Here is an 18,015-nt window from a genome sequence, read left to right as displayed (position 1 = left end):
ATGCGACCGACGCACGAAGGAGTTTTCCTTGGCCACCACCAGCAAGAAGAAGCCAGCGCAGCGACGCCGGGACCGGCCGAGCCCGCGCCAGCGGCTGCTGGACGCTGCAACAAAACTGTTCACCGAAGAGGGCATCCGCGTCATCGGCATCGACCGGATCCTGCGCGAAGCGGACGTGGCCAAGGCCTCGCTGTACTCGCTGCTGGGCTCGAAGGACAACCTCGTTATCGCCTACCTGGAGCAGCTGGACGAGCAGTTCCGCGCCCGCTGGGGTGAGCGCGCAGCGAAGGCGCCGGACGCGGACGCGAAGATCCTCGCATTCTTCGACATGGCTATCGACGAAGAGCCGGACAAGGACTTCCGCGGCTCTCCTTTCCTCAACGCCGCGGGCGAATACCCGCGCCCCGAGGTGGAGTCGGAAGAGCGCATTATCGCGGCGTGCATGGCGCACCGCTCCTGGATGCACGAAACGATCACCGCGCTGTTGACGGAGAAGAACGGCTACGAGTCCTCCGCGCTGGCGGATGAGCTGCTGATCTTCCTCGATGGCGGGCTGTCCGGTGCGAGGATCCTGCACAGCATCGAGCCGCTGCGCACCGCACGCGCGCTGGCGGAAAACACCTTGGGCGCGCCGCCACCGGATTACTCCATCTAGCGCGCCGACGCTACGCTGAGCTGCATGACCACGGCCCACATGCACACGCAGCCGCGCCGCATCACCGCCTCGCAGGTGATTGGCGAGTTGCTGCTCACGTTCGGCGTGCTACTGCTGTTGTTCGCCTTCTACGAGTCTTATTGGACCAACATCGCCTCCGGCCGGATGCAGGATGAGGCGCAGACTCGCCTGGAAGAGCAGTGGGTCAACCCCCGCCAGGCCAAAACTACTGAGCTGGGCAACGCGTTCGCGCGCATGTACATCCCGGCGTTCGGCCAGGACTACCAGTTCGCCATCGTCGAAGGCGTGCAGGAGCACCAGTTGCTTACCGGCCCAGGCCACTACCCGGGCACGCAGCGGCCGGGCGAGGACGGCAACTTCGCCGTGGCCGGGCACCGCGTGGGCAAGGGCGCACCGTTTAACGACTTGGGTGCGCTGAAGGCTTGCGACGCCATCGTGGTGGAGACGCAGACCGAGTGGGTGACCTACCGCGTGCTGCCGATGTCGCAGGACCCGGGGGAGCGCCGCAGAGAGGGAATCGATTGCCTGCCCGGCGAGCTGAACGAGCGCATCGCGGCTGGCGACTACGCGCAGGTCAAGGGTCGCGAGATTACGCTTCCGGGCGACATCGAGGTGGTTAACCCCATCCCGGGCAACAGCTCGACGAAGGTGGAGCCGGGCACGGAGGGCCTGATCACGCTGACCACGTGCCACCCGCAGTTCTCCAACGCGGAGCGCATGATTATCCACGCGGTGCGCACGGAGGTGCAGCCGAAGGACCCGTCGGGTGCGGTCCCGGATGTAATGAAAGAGGTGCGATAGCGATGTATGCGGCACTGTGGCGCAAGCTTCCCGGCCCCGCTCCGGTGAAGTGGCTGCTCACCCTGATCATTTTAGTGGGCGTGTTTTTCCTGCTCATGGAGGTTGTCTACCCGTGGGTGTCGTCGATGATGCCGTACAACGACGTCGCGGTGTAGCCGACTAGAGCCAGCGTGGCACCGGCGGCGCCCATGCGCGCAGTTTGGCCAGGAGCTCCTGCGGGTCGTCGGCGACGACCATATGCGCGCGGTCCGTCGGGCGCATGAAGCCCTGGTCCACCATGTGGTCGATCATCGCCACCAGCGGCGCCCAGAATTCGCTGCCCAGCAGCCCGATGGGTTTTTGGTGCAGGCCGAGCTGTTGGCTGGTCCATTCCTCGAACAGCTCGTCGAGGGTGCCGGCGCCGCCGGGCAGGGCCACGATGGCGTCGGCAAGCTCGCTCATGCGGGCCTTGCGCTCGGACATGGTGGTCACCACCTCGAGGCGCTCGAGGCCTTCGTACTGCAGCTCGTAGTTGGCTAGGTGCTCGGTGAGGATGCCAATGCTTGTCGACGCCCCCTCGGCCACCTCACCCATCAGCCCCACCTTTGACCCGCCGTAGACCAAAGTGATGTCGGCGTCCGCGAGCGCCTCGCCGAACGCCCTGGCCAACGCGGCGTTGTTCGGGTTGGTGCCCTCGCGCGCCCCGGCGTAGACGGCGATGGCTTCGATCTCGCGGGACTTCAGCGCCGGGAAAATCTCGCCACGCAGCAGCGGTGCGAGCTCGGCATCGGGGGCCGTGGGGTCGATCCAGCGGGCCTCGGCGATCTCCGCGGCGGGCGCGGGGGACAGGCCGGCGCCGGGGTGCAAAAACACCGTGGAGGTCACGGTGCAGCCCGGCTCGTTGGAGGCAGGTGCGCTGAACTGGCCCAGGTAGCTGAGATCTTCCGGGTCGACGTCTAGGCCGACCTCCTCCCGGGTCTCGCGCAGCGCGGTGTCTACCAGCGTCTCGCCGGACTCCGGCTTGCCGCCCGGCAGCTGAAAGCGTGGGCTATTGTGCTTGCGCACGCACAGCACTTTTCCGGTGTCGTCGGTGAACACGATGGCGGCTACGGAGATCATCACGGGACTATTCACAGGGCCAGGTTAGCGATTACTTCTTTCGCCACCGTTTCGGCCTTGACGGACTCGTGCTGGTTGGTGAACACCGCCACCGCGGTGGGCCCCTTGGCCACGGCGTACGCTGCGCCGATGCGGCCGGGCACGTCCCCGCCGCCGTGGCGGCCGCCGTCCCACCCGCCGGGCAGCGTCGCCGGCTGGGTCAGGTCCACCGGGGCGACGAAGTCCACCACGGCTCGGGCGTCTTCCACAGAATCCATGTGGCGCACCAGCACGGTCAGCTGCGGCTCCTCGGGGTAGGACCAGAACTGGCAGGCTGGCGGGTCGAAGCGGGTGTCGGTGCCCACGCCGGTGACGCGCTGGCCGTTGGTCTGCGCGACCCATTCGGTGTCCAGGTAGGGGCACTCGGTCCAGCTATCGCGCGGGGTGTCGGGCAGGGCCTGCACGGGCAGGGTGGGTTCGGGCGCGGGGGCGGCCGAAGGGTCGTCGATAGGCGAAGGCTCCTGCGAACACCCGGCGAGGGCGAGCACGAACAGGGCGGTGGGTACTCTCAGACGCATGAGCTCCAGATTAGTGCTGTTGGAGCAGCATCCCGGAAAGACCGCGGACTACCGGGCGCTCGACTCGGGCATCACGGTGCTGGCGGTGTGCCTCATGCTCGTCTCCTTCGGTGCGCTCGCGCGTATGCCGCTCAATAGCGCGCTGCTGCACATTGTGATGACCGCGGCGTTCGCATTTTTGCTGTTCTACGGCATGGTGGAGATGTACCGCTGGGGCATGTGGGGGCGTGTGGCGTGGATGCTGGGGGCGACGGCGGTGTGGGTGGCGGACATGACCGTCTCGCCAGTAGCCGTGTACTGGGTGTTCGTGCTGTTCTTCGTGGCGTTGCGCGCCTTTGACAACTGGATCGGCTACGCGTGGGTGGTGGTGTGCCTGGGCATTGCGATTGGCATGCAGGTCCCGACCGGTCTCACCCTCGGCGGGATCATGGGCCCGGCGCTGTCCGCGGTGGTTGTGGTGGCGATCGCGTACGCCTTCGACACCATCACCCGCGTCAGCCGCGAGAGGCAGCAGCTTATCGACGAACTGCTGGCCACACGCGACCGCCTCGCCGACACCGAACGCGCCGCCGGCGTGGCCCAGGAGCGCGAACGCCTCGCGCACGAGCTGCACGACACGGTGGCGCAGAACCTGTCGTCGATCCAGATGCTGCTGCACTCGGCGGAACAGGACGTGCGGGCAAGCGGGCTGCCGGAGGATAAGGTGCAGGCGCCGCTGCGGAAGATGGAGACGGCGCGCCGGGCGGCGTCGAATAACCTGGCGGAGACCCGCGCGATGATCGCCGCGCTTGCGCCGGCGCCGCTGACCGAGTCCTCGCTGCGCGACGCGCTGGCGCGGGTGGCCGGCGACTTCGGCGAAGCAGGTGGGCTGGACATCGGGGTGGAAGTCGACGGCGAGGCCGTGCCGCTGCCAATGCGGGTGGAGGCCGGGCTGCTGCGCATTGCTCAGGGTGCGGTGTCCAACGTGATCAACCACGCCGAGGCGAGTATTGCCCGCATCACCCTGACCTACGCGCCGGACGAGGTGCGCCTGGACGTGGTGGACAACGGCCGCGGCTTCGACGTTAACGCGCAGGGGCTCAAACCCAGCGGGCTGGGCCACCTGGGGCTGGACGCGATGCGCTCGCGCGCCGTGGAGCTGGGCGGAAAGTTGGAGATCGAGTCCGCACCCGGCGGGCCGACGGCGCTGACCGTGGCTGTGCCGGTTAGGATCAACCAAAAGACTGACCTTGATTCTAGCGAGGAGACCGACGTTGATCCGGGTACTGCTGGCTGACGACCACGAGATTGTCCGCCTCGGCCTGCGCTCCGTACTGGAGGCCGCCGAGGACATCAAAGTGGTGGCCGAGGTAGCCACCGCCGAAGGCGCCATCGCCACCGCGCAGGCCGGCGGCATCGATGTCATCCTCATGGACCTGCGCTTCGGCGCCGGCGCGGAAGGCCAGCGCGTGACCACCGGCGCCCAAGCCACCGCCGCGATTCGGGCCAACATGCCCCACCCACCCAAGGTGCTGGTGGTGACCAACTACGACACGGACGCCGACATCCTCGGCGCCATCGAGGCCGGCGCCGTGGGCTACCTGCTTAAAGACGCCCCGCCGGAAGAACTCGTCGCAGCGGTGCGCTCCACCGCACGCGGCGACGCCACCATGTCACCCGTCGTGCGCGACCGGCTCGAATCCCGCGAGCGCACCCCGCGCTCGTCGCTCACCCCGCGCGAGCTGGAGGTGCTGCAGCTCGTGGCCGCTGGCTCCTCCAACCGCGAAATCGGCCGCCAGCTCATGCTCTCCGAGGCGACCGTGAAATCCCACCTTGTGCACATTTACGACAAGCTGGGCGTGCGCTCGCGCACCTCCGCCGTGGCGTCCGCGCGCGAGCAGGGCGTGCTGTAGCGGCTTATTTGGACAGCTTGGCGTGTACCTCTGCCGCCAGCTTGTTCAGGTCCTCGTCGATGGAGTTGTGAGCCAAGCGGCGCTGCTCCGGGTTGGCGTGCTCGGCGTTGCGCACGGCCTGCTCCAGCTCGTCCAGACGCACGCGCGCGTCGCCCTTGAAGCCCTCGCCTAGGTTGTCGGTGTGCTCGACGTTCTGCCGGACGGCGTCGATACGCGCCTTGAGCTCGGCGCCGCGGCCGGAGTGGCGCGCGAGGTCCTGCGACGTCAGCCCCAGGCCGGCGGCGCGGTTGTTCACCTGGCTCTGCTGGAACGAGGTCAGCGCCTTGTACGCCAGAGGCAGCAGCACCGGCACCAGCACGCGCGCGGCGGAGACCCACTGCTTCGCCTTCTTCTGGGTCACGCCGGACTCCTGGATGCGCTTCAGGTGCGCCTTGGCCAGGTCCTTCTCGTGCTTCTGCTTGCGCTTCAGGCCCTTCTTCTCTTCCTTGAGCAGGCGCTTTTCCGCCTTGTCCAGGAGCTTGGCCACGCGCTCGTCGGCCTTCGCCTCCTGCTTGGCCAGCTGGCGCGCGTGCGACTGCGCGGCCTTGACCTCGGCCTTCGTCTTCGCGCGGGACTTGCGGATGGCCTCGAAAACACCCATGGTTTTATCTCCTCTAATCGTTCGCTCTAACGACCATTCACTGTACCTTCCGGGGCACTACCCCTGCCCAGGTATCGTTTGAGGCATTGTGAGTAACGAACCTGTGCGCGCCTCAGACCTCGTGGGCTGCCGCTTCCGCCAGCGGCAGCGCCGCGCGCACCCGGACGTACCCGAATTGCCGGAGGCGCTGCTGCGCCAGCCGCAAATCGACGCCGCCCGCGCCACCGTGTTCGACCTGCTGCCCGTCAAACGCGCCATGGGCGACGGCGCTGGCAAGACTTTTGTGCGGGTGGACATCGATCCCGGTTCGGATCGTGTCGCCGCAACACAGGATGCTTTTCGACGCCGCGCGCACCTGATCACCAACGCCACCCTGGTTGGCGCGGTGGAGGGCATAGACGCGGAGGCGGACGTGGACGTGCTCGTGCGCACCGACGCCGGGTATTTGCCCGTGGTGATTTCCAACCACCGCGTCGCCCGTTCGCATCCGAGTGCAGAGCTTTCCATGATCCCCACCGGGCGCCTGGGCCTGGCCCAGCCGTTGACGGTGCACGCGAAGGCGCGCCACCACACCGTGGACGGCTACCGCGTCACGCTTGCACACCTGCTGCTCGGCGAGCGCGCGGACGGCCGCGGGGCTGTGATCGGGCAGGACCGCACGCGCGCGTACCTGTGCGAGCCGGAGCGCTACATCGAGTCGCTTATCGGCGCGCTGCTGGCGCCGCTGCCAGACGAGCCCAAGCGGTTGAAACAGTGCGCCACCTGCCGGTTCTGGCCGCTGTGCGAGCCGCGCCTTGTTGAACTCGACGACATCTCGCTGCTGCTTCCGGGCGGCCGCGGCGACTACTGGCGCGAGCGCGGCATCCATACGGTGCAGCAGCTTATCGACGAAGCTCCGCCCGAACCCGCCGCCCTCGCCCGCGCCTGGCGCGCAGGCATTCCCATCCTGCGGCGATCCGATTTCACGCCCGCACCCCGCGCCGACGTGGAGGTGGACGTGGACATGGAGGCATACCTGGACCAGGGCGCCTACCTGTGGGGCACCTTCGACGGCACCGACTACCGCGCCTTTGCCACCTGGGACGAGGTCGGCGGCGACGCCGAGGAGGAAAACTTCGCCGCGTTCTGGTCCTGGCTGATGGCGCGCCGTTCTGAAGCGCTTGCGGAGGGCAAGACCTTCCGCGCCTACTGCTACGCCGCGGGCGGGGAGAACCACTGGCTGCGCTCGTCGGCCAAGCGCTTCGCCTCCGTAGATGCCGGGGAAGTTGCCGCGTTCATCGCCTCCGACGAGTGGGTGGACGTGTTCGCCCACGTGCGCCGCTCGCTCGTGGGCACCGACGGGCTGGGCCTGAAGGTGCTTGGTCCGGTGGTCGGCTTCGAATGGGAGGACGACGACGTGGACGGCGAGCGCTCCGTGGCGCTGCGACGCGCCGCCCGCTTCGGTGACCAGGCCGCCCGCGACATGCTGCTGCGCTACAACGAGGACGACTGCCGCGCCACCCGTGCCGTGCGCGAGTTCCTGGATGCTGGCGCGCCGGGCGTGCCGGAGTTCGGCAGCGTGTAATCGAATCTGCTAGTTCATCATTTGGGGCAACTAGCAGATCACGTGTCCAACTTTCTGATTGCCCAGGTGATGTTGAAACTGAGTGCCAGTAAGGAGCGGATCTGCTAGTGGTACTTTTGCGCAACTAGCAGATCAGTACCGCTCCGCCTTCCACAGCGCCGTTGACACCAGTGCCAGCCCGCCGAGCAGCGCCACCAGCACCGCGACGAACCCTGCCCACGGCAAACCCTCGTACGCCCAGCCGGTCGCCGCGCCCAGGATAGAAGAGCCCATGTAGTAGCAAAACACGTACATGCTGGACGCTTCGGCGCGGTCGCGCTCGGCGATGAGGCCGACCCATCCGGAGGCCGTGGAGTGCAGCGCGAAGAAGCTGGCGGTGAACACCAGCAGGCCCGCCAAAGCGATCCAGAGGCTCGGCGCTGCGACGGCCAATGCGCCCAACAACATCATCGTCGCGGCGGCGAGCACCACCACTCCGCGCCCGTAGCGTCGTGAAAGTGCCCCGGCCCGCGCGCTGGACCAGGTGCCGGACAGGTACACCACGTAGACCAGGCCCGATAGGGCCGCGGGCAGCCCGTAGTCGAGCACGGCGCGGAAGCCGAAGAAGTTGTACATGGACACGAATACGCCCATGGCGATAAAAGCAGTTGCATAGAGCCCCACCAGCCGCGGGTTGCGCAGGTGGCCCAGCATCGCGCCCACTTCGACGCTGGGGCGTATCGACGCCTTCGGCACGAAGTTGCGCTGCTGCGGCAACGCCCACGCCGCCAAGGCCGCCAAGGTGAACGCCACGAGCGCGCTGCCGAACATGGCCCAGCGCCAGGAGGTGACCTCTAGAAGCCCGGCAGGGGTGAGGCGCCCGCTTAAGCCCCCGATGGAGTTACCGGCGATGTACAGGCCCATCGCGCCGGGCAGGTCGCGCGAATCGAGTTCTTCGGACAACCAGGTCATGGCAACAGCCGGGGTGCCGGCGATGAGCGCGCCCTGCACCGCGCGCAACGCGATGAGCTGCCCCGCCGTCTGCGCGAGCGGGAGCGCCAGGCCCAGAGCGGTGGCGCCCAGCGCCGAGACCACCAGCACGCGCCCGCGGCCATACTTCTCCGACAGGATGGAGGCAGGCACCACGCACAGTGCGAGCGCGCCGGTGGCGGCGGAGACGGTCAGCGCGGCGGTGGACGGGCTCACCGCCAACTCCGTGGTGAGCGTGGGCAGCAGCGCTTGTGTTGCGTACAACGCGTTGAAGATGGCTAGCCCGAATGCGAGCATGGCCCACGTTGCGCGACGATATTCCGGGCTGCCCTTCTGCATGCTCCCCATGCTAGGAAAAGCGCAACGATTTTTTGCCGGAACGGTTGCGCATTAAGGTAAGCCTAACCTAGTATGGGTTGTGAGTTCGCAGGGACTCGACGTATCACAGGGAAAACCAGCGCCCGCCCTTCCGGAAATGGAAGTGGCGGGCGCTGGTGTGAGGGGGAGGCGGAGCCGTCGTTAAGCGGATGCCTTTGCGTAACGCTCGTTGACGTCGTCCCAGTTGACAACGTTCCACCAAGCCTCGACGTAGTCAGCCTTGACGTTCTTGTACTGCAGGTAGAACGCGTGCTCCCACATATCCAGCATGAGCACCGGGGTGAAGTCCACGGAGATGTTGCCCTGCTGGTCGGTCAGCTGCTGGATGATCAGGCGGCCGGCGATGTGGTCGTAGCCGAGCACTGCCCAGCCGGAGCCCTGCAGGCCGGTGGCCACGCCAGCGAACTGCTTCTTGAAGGCCTCGAAGGAGCCGAAGTCGCGGTCGATCGCCTCAGCGATCTCGCCGGTCGGGTTGCCGCCAGCGTTCGGTGCCATGTTCTTCCAGAAGATGGAGTGGTTGGTGTGGCCACCCAGGTTGAACGCCAGGTTCTTGGACAGGGCGCGCAGGCGGTCCGGGTTAGCCTCACCGTTGCGCTCAGCCTCGAGGGCCTCGAGCGCGGCGTTGGCGCCAGCGACGTAGGTCGCGTGGTGCTTGTCGTGGTGCAGCGTCATAATCTCAGAGGAGATGTGCGGCTCCAGCGCGTCGTATGCGTAGGGGAGATCGGGAAGCTCGTAAACAGCCATGATTGATTCCTTTCGTCTGCGAATCAGTTGCGGGCCCCATGGTAGAGAAAATTTGGGAACAGTGTTGTGAGGTAATCCGTTGTAGGGGGCATGGGATTTCTTTTCGCACCTGAGCCAAAGCTTGTCGACGCCAACTCCGCCCTCCCCGGCCGCCCCGAGCCCGTCCTCGCCAACCCGCGCGAGCACGCGGTTTTGGGCACACCCACCTCTGGCCCGTGGCGCGAAGGCCAAAAACGCCTGCTGGTGGGCATCGGCTGCTTCTGGGGCGCGGAGAAGATGTACTGGCAGATGGACGGTGTGAACTCCACGTCGGTGGGCTACGCCGGCGGGATCACCCCGAACCCGACCTACCGCGAGGTGTGCTCCGGGCAGACCAACCACGTAGAAGCGGTGGAGGTGGTCTACGACCCGGAGGTGATCACGCTGAAAGAAATTGTGAAGGCTGCGCTGGAGGCGCACGACCCGACGCAGGGCTACCGCCAGGGCAACGACGTGGGCACGCAGTACCGCTCCGCCTTCTACACCGACACCGAAGAAGAGGCGGAGCAGATCCGCGGGTGGATCCGCCAGTATGAGCAGGACCTGCAAAGCGCCGGTTACGGCGACATCACCACCGAGGTGAAATCCGCGGAGGCCGACGGCGTGCGCTACTACCTGGCCGAGGAAGAGCACCAGCAGTACCTGCACAAGGTGCCAAACGGCTACTGCCCGCACCACTCCACCGGCGTGGCCTGCGGGATTTAGCTAGTAGCCGTACTTAGAAGGGAAACCGTCCGTCGGCATTCGGGTCTTCGTGGCGTCGTTGTGGATCCAGCGTGACACACGCACCAGCTCGGGGCGGGAAAGCGCTCGGTGGCGCGTGTGATCGCCCGCGCCGTGGATGACCGCGTTCCAATAGGCGACCGTCTCATCGTGGTAGTTGTGCCCGTGCGGTGAGGGGTAGTTCTTTGACGGCAGCTGGTCAATGCCCACCTGCCAGTACGTCACCAGCGGCATCCACCGCATCGTGTCCAGCGCATCGAGGTGCTGCGCCCGCGGGGCCGGCACGCCGCGCGAGCCGGGCTCGCGCAGCCAGTCCGGGGCCTTCCACGCCAGGGACGGCTCCCACCACACCACTGGGTCGGAGGCGTGCTGGGCAAACACAAAGCGGGGTTCTTCCCAGCTGTTGCGGTAGGCGTTGCCACGGAAGTCGTGGCGCAGGTGTGCGGGATGGGCGGTGAAGCGGACGTGGCGGCCGCCGTCGATAAGCGGGAGGCGCTGCGGAGAGCCCTTCTCGCGGTGCCTGGTCAGGTAGCTGTGGTTGCGGGCGAACCCGGGCGTGCCAGTAAACACGCCGCCTGAGGTGTGCTCGAGGAACTCCTCGACGGTTTCGAACGCGTCCGAGACCCCGTACGCGCCCAGCGACTCGCCACCGACGTACAGCTTCGGGCGATCGGTGGGGTCGATGTTCTCCAGCTCGCGGCAGATCGCCTCGATGAGCACGCGCGAGGAGTGCACCGGGTTTTTGCGGTCCGCCAAGTACGAATACGCCGAGGGTAGGTAGGAGTACTGCATGGCCACCACGGCCGAGTCGCCGCGGGTGACAAACTCGAAGCCCGAGGTGTGAAAGTCGTTGATCCACCCCGTGCCCGCCGCCGACATCACCGCGATGTGGCTGCGTTCGAAGGCGCCGGTGCGGTGCATCTCCTTGATTGCGACGGCGGCCATAGCCTCGAAATCCGGGGTGTCCTCCGCGCCCAAGTCCAGGCCCACGAAGATGCGGATCGGCTCCATCGCCTCGCCCTCGAGCAGGCGCTCAATGTCGGCCTTGCGCGGCCCGCCGGCCGCCACCGCGCGGCCCTGGCGACCCATCGTGTCCCAATCCACCAGCGAGTCAGGCGAACCGGAACGCTCGGCGCGCTGTGGCTGGTCCGCGCCACGCATGAACTCGCGATCCAGCTCTTGGGCCTGACGGCTCACGCGCACCGCGAAGCGGCGCACCACCATCTGGTCGCCCACCAAAATCAGCAGGGCGCCGCCGCCCGCGATCGCCAGCGGCCAGGACGCCACCGGCGGCAGCTTCTTGCCCAACAGCTCGTTGATCGCGTCGATGAACGCCTGGATCGCGTCGCCGATCAGCAGCACCACGCCGTAGCCCAGCGTGCCCAGCGTGATGCCAAGGATCTGCGGACTGACCTTGAACTTCTCGTCGCTTTCCAACAGCTGTTCCTGGTGCGCGCGTCTGCGCAACGACGTGGCAAACACGCCGGCGGTCACCCCGGTCATGGCCAGGCGCACCGGGGCCGGAAGCAAACTCTGCGGTTCGTCGGAGCGGACGGGGCGGAGGGCTTGCGAAGCTACCGTCGCAAAGCCATGGCCCATGCCCTGCAACACACCCACGTTCGCCGCTGTCGCCCACCAACTGTGCGGCAGCAGCGACGGCGACACCGCACCCCACGTCGCCACCTCAGCCCCCGCAAGCCCCGCCCGGAAACTCGGCGGCAAACGGCGCAGACCGCCCATGCGCACGCCCGGGGAAATATCAGCCAACACCTCCAACACGCCCATCGGCAACGCCAGCACACCGTCGCGCCTGACGGAATAGCGCGAACGCGCGCGTTGCAGCGCATCCGGCAGCTGATGCAAAGCCTTGCGGGCGTGGTCGAGGAAGTTGGAAGGCACGGAAGCGATTGTTCCAAAAATATTCCGGTCGCGGGGCCCGCTGCGCGCGGGTAGCCTCAGGGGCCGTGAGCGAACTGAGGGTTCCCAAGATTGTTGCGCACCGCGGATTCTCCGGCCACCACCCGGAGCTGACGCGCCGGGCGTTCGAAGAAGCGTTGAAACTGCCCATCCACGGCATCGAATGCGACGTGCGCTTGAGCCGCGACGGGCGCGTGGTGGTCTTCCACGACTCTTCGGTCAACCGCACCACCGACGGCCGCGGTCGCGTGGACTGCATGGACTTCGCTGATTTGCGCCGGCTCAACTGCGGAACCGCCGACGAGCCGCAGCAAATCATGTGCCTGGAAGAACTGCTTGAACTGATGCAGGACTACCCCGACAAGCACATCTACATCGAAACCAAACACCCCACCATCTACGGGCCCGAAGTGGACGAGCAGACACTCCGCACCCTGCGTTACGCCGGGCTACACGAATCCGAGAACGTGCACGTGATCTCGTTTTCCCACCGTGCCGTGCGCTACTTCACCCGCATGGCGCCCGAGCTGGAGACCTTCTACCTGTTCCGCCTTAAAGAGATGCGGTGGAACAAGAAGAACCACATGTTCTCCCGCCCCTACGGCGTCGGGCCTGCGCTACAGCACCTGCAAATACGCCGCGAGTTGCTGGGATACCGGGGACTGCGCACCTACACCTGGACCGTGAACACCCCGCGCCAGATGCGCTGGTGCGCCGACAACGGCGTCGACGTCATCGCCACCGACCTCCCGGACGTCGCGCTCGCTGCGTTCGAGCAGGTGCCGGCCGCGGCGGTGGCGGGGTAGGGGCGACGATGGCCGGCATTATCGCCCACCGTGGCTTCAACGGGCTTTACCCAGAGAACACGCGCCGTGCGTTCGAAGAAGCGCTCAAGCTGGACATCGTAGGTATCGAGTGCGACGTAAACCTTTCCAAGGACGGCCAGGTGGTGGTTATTCACGACCTCACCGTGGACCGCACTTCGGATGACACCGGCGAAGTTGCGCAGATGACTATCGACGAGCTCCGCAAACTCAACGTCGGCACCGACGATGATCCGCAGCAGATCATGCTGCTGGACGAGCTGCTGGATCTGCTCGACCGATATCCCGGCAAACACATTCTGATTGAGACGAAGCACCCATCGCCGTTCGGCGCGGCGCTCGAGGAGGCAGTCGCCGAGGTGCTGCGCTCACGCGGAATGGACGCGGACGAGCGGGTGCACCTTATTTCTTTCGATCCCGGCGCGATTGAGCGGTTCCAGCGATTGCTCCCTGATATCGACACGTTTCTGCTGGTGAATGGGCCGTTTTTGCCTGTGGGGGACTGCGATGCAGGCCCGAGTGTGCGGCAGGCCAAAGCGCAGCCTGAGCTTCTCGACGGACGGTTCCGTACCTACGTGTGGACCGTGAACCTGCCTAGGGACATGGTGTGGCTGAAAGAAAACGGTGCGTCATTAATCGGCACCGACCTGCCGCACATCGCGCTGGAGACACTGTCTTAAGCCTTGGCGGACATGGGTGTGCTGTAGATTTGCGCCCATGGTGCAACGCAAGCCGAAAAAGAAGAAGAACCGCGAGGACCTGCCCGAGGGCATGACCCGTCGCGAGGCCAAGCTGGCCGCCCGCGCTGCCGAGCGCGAGAAGCTGCAGAAGGACCCCCGCCCGTTCGGCGGCCTAGCCGCAGAGGCCGACCTGGTCGCCCTGCAGGAGTTCGTGCCGTCCGCTGTGACCACCTATGACATCAAGGGCACCCCGGTGAACATCGCCAGCGTGCTGCCGGGCGCCGGCGCCGCGCTGGTGCGCGAGGAGTCGCAGGGAGGCGAGCGTTTCGTGGCCCTGCAGGTCACCTCCCACTCCCAGAACCCGGGCCGCGACCTCGCGTACGCCCTGAACTGGGTCGTCGACGCGAAGCCGGGCGAGACGCTGCAGTCCACCGTCGCCGATGGTTCGCAGCCGGAGCTCACCTCGCTTATCGACGCAGACGCGACGCCCGAGATCACCACCTACCAGGACTTCTCCTGGTGGTTCCCCGAAGGTGCCGCAGTGCCGCCGCAGATCCAGCAGGCGCTGCAGCAGGCCAACGACGCCGTCCTGCCGTCCGAGAAGGTGGGCGCGGACCTGCCGGGCGCGATCTGGTGGGTCAACCCTGGCGGCGGCAAGGCCCACATCCGCTGGGTGCGCACCGAGGACAACGAGGCGCAGATGCTCTCCGCTCTGGCCCGCATCGCCGCACGCGGCGAGCTGAACCTGGGCGAAGGCACCAAGTTCGCCGGCGCCTTCCGCACCCACGGCCTGGTCGTGCCGGTGTTCGACCTCGACCCGTCCGTGGAGGCAGGCTCCTATGAGGAGGCACTGACCGCGCTGAACACGAAGATCGAGGCGGAGTACGCCAACGACGCCGCACTGTCTGCTGACGAGCGCAAGCAGTTGGACAACATCAAGTCCCGCCAGGTGACCATCTAGCGAGGAGATCCAACCGGTCACCCTGAACGCGGGGTGGCCGGTTCCGTCGTTTTCACACGCCACTCAGAAATGCTGGCATGAAAATGGTGCGAACATATGACGTTGCCCCGCGACATAGAATTTTTTACGAGCACGATCCGTTCGATCAACGTTTTCTTTAAGACTACTTTAAGTTTACTGTTCGTTAATCGGCAGAGCCTACGGTGCTCTGCATGAATGCGACGATTCCGGCTGTCTCCGAGGAGCCTGAAGTCTCCGAAGAGTACGCGGCATCCCGCGGGAAGGGACGACGGAAAATTGACTGGCGCCAGGTAGGGCTGGCCACTTTGCTGATTGGCCCGAACCTACTGCTGCTCATCCTGTTCACCTACCGTCCGTTGGTAGATAACATTCGAATTTCGTTCTACAACTGGAACATTTCCTCGCCAACGATGACGTGGGTAGGGCTACAGAACTACATCGATTGGTTCCAAGCCCCGGAAACCAAAACCATCGTCTGGAACACCCTCATCTTCACCTTCTTCGCCGTAGCTGGGTCGATGGTGATCGGACTTGTGCTTGCGGTCCTGCTGGACCAGAAACTCTTTGGCCGCGCTGCAGTACGATCGATGGTCTTTGCCCCCTACGTCATCGCCGGTGCTGCGATCGGTGTGGCGTTCCAGTTCGTCTTCGATCCGCGGTACGGGCTCATCCAGTACTTCCTCAACCTGATGAACATCCCGGTGCCGAATTTCTACCAAAACTCCGGCTGGGCCTTGTTCATGATCACGATGACTTACATCTGGAAAAACGTCGGTTACGTCTTCGTCATCTACCTTGCCGCCCTGCAGGGGCGTCGCCGCGACCTGGACGAGGCAGCCGAGATCGACGGCACGTCATCGTCCCGCCACTTCTTCCGCGTCGTGCTGCCGCAGCTGCGCGGCACCACGTTCTTTCTCCTGATCACCGTGCTGCTCAGCTCCTTCCAGGTCTTCGACATCATCAATGCGATGACCAGGGGCGGCCCGTTCACTTACGGCACCACGACGATGGTTTTCCAGGTGTATACCGAGACCTTCGTCAACGGACGCGCGGGCTACGGCGCTGCCGTGGCCACGATCATGTTCCTGATTGTCCTGGTTATCACTGTGCTCCAGATCAAGCTGCAGGAAAGGTTGGACAAGTAAATGTCGACGAAATTCTCAGCTGATTCAGGCAAGGCCACAAAACCAGTGCCGCAGATCCCGGCAGCGGTCGTGCGGGACGAGGATTCGCTGCCGCCTGTGCCGGGAAGCCAAGCGTCGGGCGAGCCGGTGATCACCGATGCTCAGCGCAATCGTAAAGAAGCACCTGCGGAGACCAGCTCGAAGGGCATGAAAGTCCTCGGCTACATCGCGCTCGTGCTCACGGTGCTGATGATTCTGGTTCCGCTGTACTTCATCGTGATCACTTCGTTCAAGACCTATCAGGACGTGTACTCGGATCCGATTTCGTTCTGGCCGGAACCGATTGTCCCGGAGAACTACGCGCGTGTGTGGGAAACGTCCGGTTTCCCGCAGTACCTGCGTAACTCCATCGGCATCACGCTCATCCTCACCGTGATCGAGGTGGTGCTCGGTGTGTTGTCTGCGTACGCCTTCGCGTTCCTCCGCTTCCCGGGGAGGAACTTGCTGTTTCTTCTGGTAATCGCGGCATTGATGGTGCCCAACCAGATCACCATCATTTCCAACTACTCGCTCGCCGCATCCCTGGGGTGGCGCGATACCTGGACCGGTGTGATCGTGCCTCTGGCAGGTGTGGCTTTCGGCTGCTTCCTCATGCGCAACCACTTCCAATCGCTTCCGGTCGAAATCTTGGAAGCAGCGGAGATGGACGGAGCCGGCTTTTTCGCGAAGCTGTTCAAGGTTGTCTTGCCCATGTCCTGGCCGACCTTGTCGGCGTTCCTGCTGATAACTGTGGTTAACGAATGGAACCAGTACCTCTGGCCGTTCCTCATCACGGACACCCCGGCTGCGGCGACACTGCCAGTGGGCCTGACCCGACTGCAGGATGCAGAGGGTCTGACCAACTGGGCGCCCGTCATGGCCGGCACCGTGTTGACCACTTTGCCCATGATTATCGTGTTCCTCTTTTTGCAAAAACAGATGATCAAGGGCCTGACTGCGGGTGCCGTCAAGGGCTAACTACAAACTCCCTATACCAATCCAAGAATGGAGATTCCCATGTCTAACAACTCACTGACCAAACGTCTCGGTGCTGCTGCCCTGGCTGCCCTCACCGCTGTTTCCCTGACTGCTTGCGCAGGTGGCTCCACCAGCGACGGCGGTAACACCGGCGGCGGTAACGGCGGCGACGAGAACAAGATCGTCTTCTGGTCCAACCACCCGGGTAACTCCCGCGACCTCGAGCTGGAACTCATCGAGGCGTTTGAGAAGGAAAACCCGGATCTGAGCGTCGAGCTTGTCGACGGCGGTGCGAGCTACGAAGAGCTGGCGCAAAAGTTCAACGCTGCGCTTGCTGGTTCCGACCTGCCGGACGTCATTGTCGCCTCCGACGTGACCTGGTTCAACTTCGCCCTGAACGATGCCACCACCCCGCTGAACGATCTTTGGGAGTCCGAGGACATCAATTACGAGTCCTACGTGGACACCCTGCGTGACGATTACCTCTATGAGGGCAAGCACTACGGTGTCCCGTACTCCCGCTCGACCAACCTGATGTACTGGAACACCGACGACCTGGCTGCCGCTGGTCTGCCCACGGACCGCGGTCCTGAGACCTGGCAGGAGTTCGACGAGTGGGCAGCCAAGCTCACAGAGAAGACGGGTAAGCCGGCGCTGACCATCCCGGACGGTTCCAGCTACCTGGACTGGTACTTCCAGGGCATGGTCTGGGCCTTCGGTGGCGGCTACTCCAACGAGTGGGAGCCGAAGTTCTCGGATCCAAAGACCATCGAGGCTGCGAAGTTTCTGCAGGATCAGGTGAACAAGGGCCACATCGAGATCGGTACCGACCCGACCGTGGCATTCGGCAACGGCAACGTCTCTGGACTGCTTGAATCCACCGGCTCGCTGGGTGGTCTGAAGGAGTCCGCAACGGTGCCGTTTATCACCACCTACCTGCCGGGGCCCGGCCCGTCCGCGGCTACCGGCGGTGCTGGCCTGGCTGTTCCGAACGGCATCTCGGACGCGCGCAAGAAGAACGCCGTGAAATTCATCGACTTCATCACCAACACCGAGAACACCATCATGTTCTCTCAGAAGACCGGCTACATGCCGGTGCGTAAGGACGCACTGGACAACCCGGAGGAGCGCAAGTTCCTGGATGAGAACCCGAACGCGGAGACTGCCATTAAGCAGCTCAACGAAAACACCAAGCCGCAGGACTTCGCGCGCGTGTTTGTGCCGGGCGGAGGCAAGCGCATCGGTGGTGCACTGGACAAGATCACCGTTGGCGGGCAGGACGTAGAGAAGGTCTTCGCGGACCTGGACAAGGAAACCCAGCAGGTTATCGACCGCGACATCACCCCGAAGCTGGACAAGTAGCCTTCCAGGCTCGAGCGAAAGAAGGAGC

The 18,015-nt window shown here is 65.0% G+C and carries 19 protein-coding genes; 13 read left to right on the top strand and 6 right to left on the bottom strand.

Annotated elements, in window-relative coordinates; all coding sequences use genetic code 11:
* Positions 1–28: 28 nt before the first annotated feature.
* The 3 genes from CIHUM_RS10370 to CIHUM_RS10360 are packed head-to-tail and all read left to right on the top strand — an operon-like array spanning position 29 to position 1,632.
* Entirely contained in the window at positions 29–655 is a 627-nt protein-coding gene (locus CIHUM_RS10370) for a TetR/AcrR family transcriptional regulator (protein WP_035000282.1), read from the top strand.
* Positions 656–679: 24 nt separating this feature from the next.
* Positions 680–1,477: a class E sortase gene (locus tag CIHUM_RS10365; protein WP_035000280.1), complete on the top strand. Its 798-nt coding sequence runs from the start codon at positions 680–682 to the stop codon at positions 1,475–1,477.
* A 2-nt stretch (positions 1,478–1,479) separates the two neighbouring features.
* Positions 1,480–1,632 carry a hypothetical protein gene (locus tag CIHUM_RS10360; RefSeq protein WP_035000279.1) on the top strand — a complete coding sequence of 51 codons (153 nt, stop codon included), beginning with the start codon at positions 1,480–1,482 and terminating at the stop codon, positions 1,630–1,632.
* Between the two features lie 4 nt (positions 1,633–1,636).
* Here CIHUM_RS10360 and CIHUM_RS10355 read toward each other — a convergent pair whose 3' ends face one another.
* Positions 1,637–2,590 carry a TIGR00730 family Rossman fold protein gene (locus tag CIHUM_RS10355; RefSeq protein ID WP_243427188.1) on the bottom strand — a complete coding sequence of 318 codons (954 nt, stop codon included), beginning with the start codon at positions 2,588–2,590 and terminating at the stop codon, positions 1,637–1,639.
* Positions 2,587–3,132, bottom strand: a complete 546-nt coding sequence (locus CIHUM_RS10350; protein WP_035000277.1) for a DUF2020 domain-containing protein — start codon at positions 3,130–3,132, stop codon at positions 2,587–2,589. Before CIHUM_RS10350 ends, CIHUM_RS10355 begins: the two co-directional genes overlap by 4 nt.
* Between CIHUM_RS10350 and CIHUM_RS10345 the strand changes: the two genes are divergently transcribed.
* Together CIHUM_RS10345 and CIHUM_RS10340 are read left to right on the top strand one after the other, a co-directional pair.
* A complete protein-coding gene (locus CIHUM_RS10345) occupies positions 3,131–4,408 on the top strand; it encodes a sensor histidine kinase (protein ID WP_051106538.1) in 1,278 nt (425 codons plus the stop codon). The genes CIHUM_RS10350 and CIHUM_RS10345 overlap by 2 nt on opposite strands.
* Positions 4,386–5,024, top strand: coding sequence for a LuxR C-terminal-related transcriptional regulator (locus CIHUM_RS10340; RefSeq protein ID WP_035000276.1), 639 nt, complete (start codon positions 4,386–4,388; stop codon positions 5,022–5,024). Before CIHUM_RS10345 ends, CIHUM_RS10340 begins: the two co-directional genes overlap by 23 nt.
* A 4-nt stretch (positions 5,025–5,028) precedes the next feature.
* Here the strand turns inward: CIHUM_RS10340 and CIHUM_RS10335 are convergent, their stop codons facing one another.
* Positions 5,029–5,664, bottom strand: a complete 636-nt coding sequence (locus CIHUM_RS10335) for a DUF6474 family protein (RefSeq protein ID WP_035000275.1) — start codon at positions 5,662–5,664, stop codon at positions 5,029–5,031.
* Positions 5,665–5,752: 88 nt separating this feature from the next.
* Here CIHUM_RS10335 and CIHUM_RS10330 point away from each other — a divergent pair, with 88 nt between their 5' ends.
* The gene (locus CIHUM_RS10330) at positions 5,753–7,228 is read left to right on the top strand and encodes a TM0106 family RecB-like putative nuclease (RefSeq protein ID WP_035000273.1); all 1,476 of its coding nucleotides are present in this window, start codon (positions 5,753–5,755) and stop codon (positions 7,226–7,228) included.
* 132 nt (positions 7,229–7,360) lie between these two features.
* Here CIHUM_RS10330 and CIHUM_RS10325 read toward each other — a convergent pair whose 3' ends face one another.
* Positions 7,361–8,536 (bottom strand): MFS transporter, encoded by a 1,176-nt coding sequence (locus CIHUM_RS10325; RefSeq protein WP_051106537.1) that lies wholly within the window; start codon positions 8,534–8,536, stop codon positions 7,361–7,363.
* A 180-nt stretch (positions 8,537–8,716) separates the two neighbouring features.
* Positions 8,717–9,319: a superoxide dismutase gene (locus CIHUM_RS10320; protein ID WP_035000270.1), complete on the bottom strand. Its 603-nt coding sequence runs from the start codon at positions 9,317–9,319 to the stop codon at positions 8,717–8,719.
* A 90-nt stretch (positions 9,320–9,409) separates the two neighbouring features.
* On the opposite strand from CIHUM_RS10320, the gene msrA reads away from it, so the two are divergent.
* Positions 9,410–10,063, top strand: a complete 654-nt coding sequence (gene msrA / locus CIHUM_RS10315; RefSeq protein ID WP_035000269.1) for a peptide-methionine (S)-S-oxide reductase MsrA — start codon at positions 9,410–9,412, stop codon at positions 10,061–10,063.
* On the opposite strand, the gene CIHUM_RS10310 is transcribed toward msrA, so the two are convergent.
* On the bottom strand, positions 10,064–11,980 hold the full coding sequence (locus CIHUM_RS10310; RefSeq protein ID WP_243427187.1) for an alpha/beta-hydrolase family protein: 1,917 nt from the start codon (positions 11,978–11,980) through the stop codon (positions 10,064–10,066).
* Between the two features lie 65 nt (positions 11,981–12,045).
* Between CIHUM_RS10310 and CIHUM_RS10305 the strand changes: the two genes are divergently transcribed.
* From CIHUM_RS10305 to CIHUM_RS10280, 6 genes are all read left to right on the top strand, one after another.
* Complete coding sequence (locus CIHUM_RS10305; protein WP_051106536.1) at positions 12,046–12,804, top strand: glycerophosphodiester phosphodiesterase; 759 nt, start codon at positions 12,046–12,048, stop codon at positions 12,802–12,804.
* Positions 12,805–12,812: 8 nt separating this feature from the next.
* Positions 12,813–13,502: a glycerophosphodiester phosphodiesterase family protein gene (locus CIHUM_RS10300; protein ID WP_035000268.1), complete on the top strand. Its 690-nt coding sequence runs from the start codon at positions 12,813–12,815 to the stop codon at positions 13,500–13,502.
* Positions 13,503–13,539: 37 nt separating this feature from the next.
* A complete protein-coding gene (locus tag CIHUM_RS10295; protein ID WP_035000266.1) occupies positions 13,540–14,463 on the top strand; it encodes a DUF5926 family protein in 924 nt (307 codons plus the stop codon).
* Positions 14,464–14,675: 212 nt separating this feature from the next.
* Positions 14,676–15,629 (top strand): carbohydrate ABC transporter permease, encoded by a 954-nt coding sequence (locus tag CIHUM_RS10290; RefSeq protein WP_035000264.1) that lies wholly within the window; start codon positions 14,676–14,678, stop codon positions 15,627–15,629.
* Positions 15,630–16,625, top strand: coding sequence for a carbohydrate ABC transporter permease (locus CIHUM_RS10285; RefSeq protein ID WP_051106535.1), 996 nt, complete (start codon positions 15,630–15,632; stop codon positions 16,623–16,625). It abuts the gene before it with no gap.
* 39 nt (positions 16,626–16,664) lie between these two features.
* Entirely contained in the window at positions 16,665–17,987 is a 1,323-nt protein-coding gene (locus tag CIHUM_RS10280) for an ABC transporter substrate-binding protein (RefSeq protein WP_035000262.1), read from the top strand.
* The last annotated feature ends 28 nt before the right edge of the window (positions 17,988–18,015 follow it).

The organism is Corynebacterium ihumii (assembly GCF_028609825.1).
In the GTDB taxonomy this organism is placed as follows: domain Bacteria; phylum Actinomycetota; class Actinomycetes; order Mycobacteriales; family Mycobacteriaceae; genus Corynebacterium; species Corynebacterium afermentans.
Note: the sequence above shows the minus strand (reverse complement) of the source record. Positions and strands in the feature narration are given on the sequence as shown.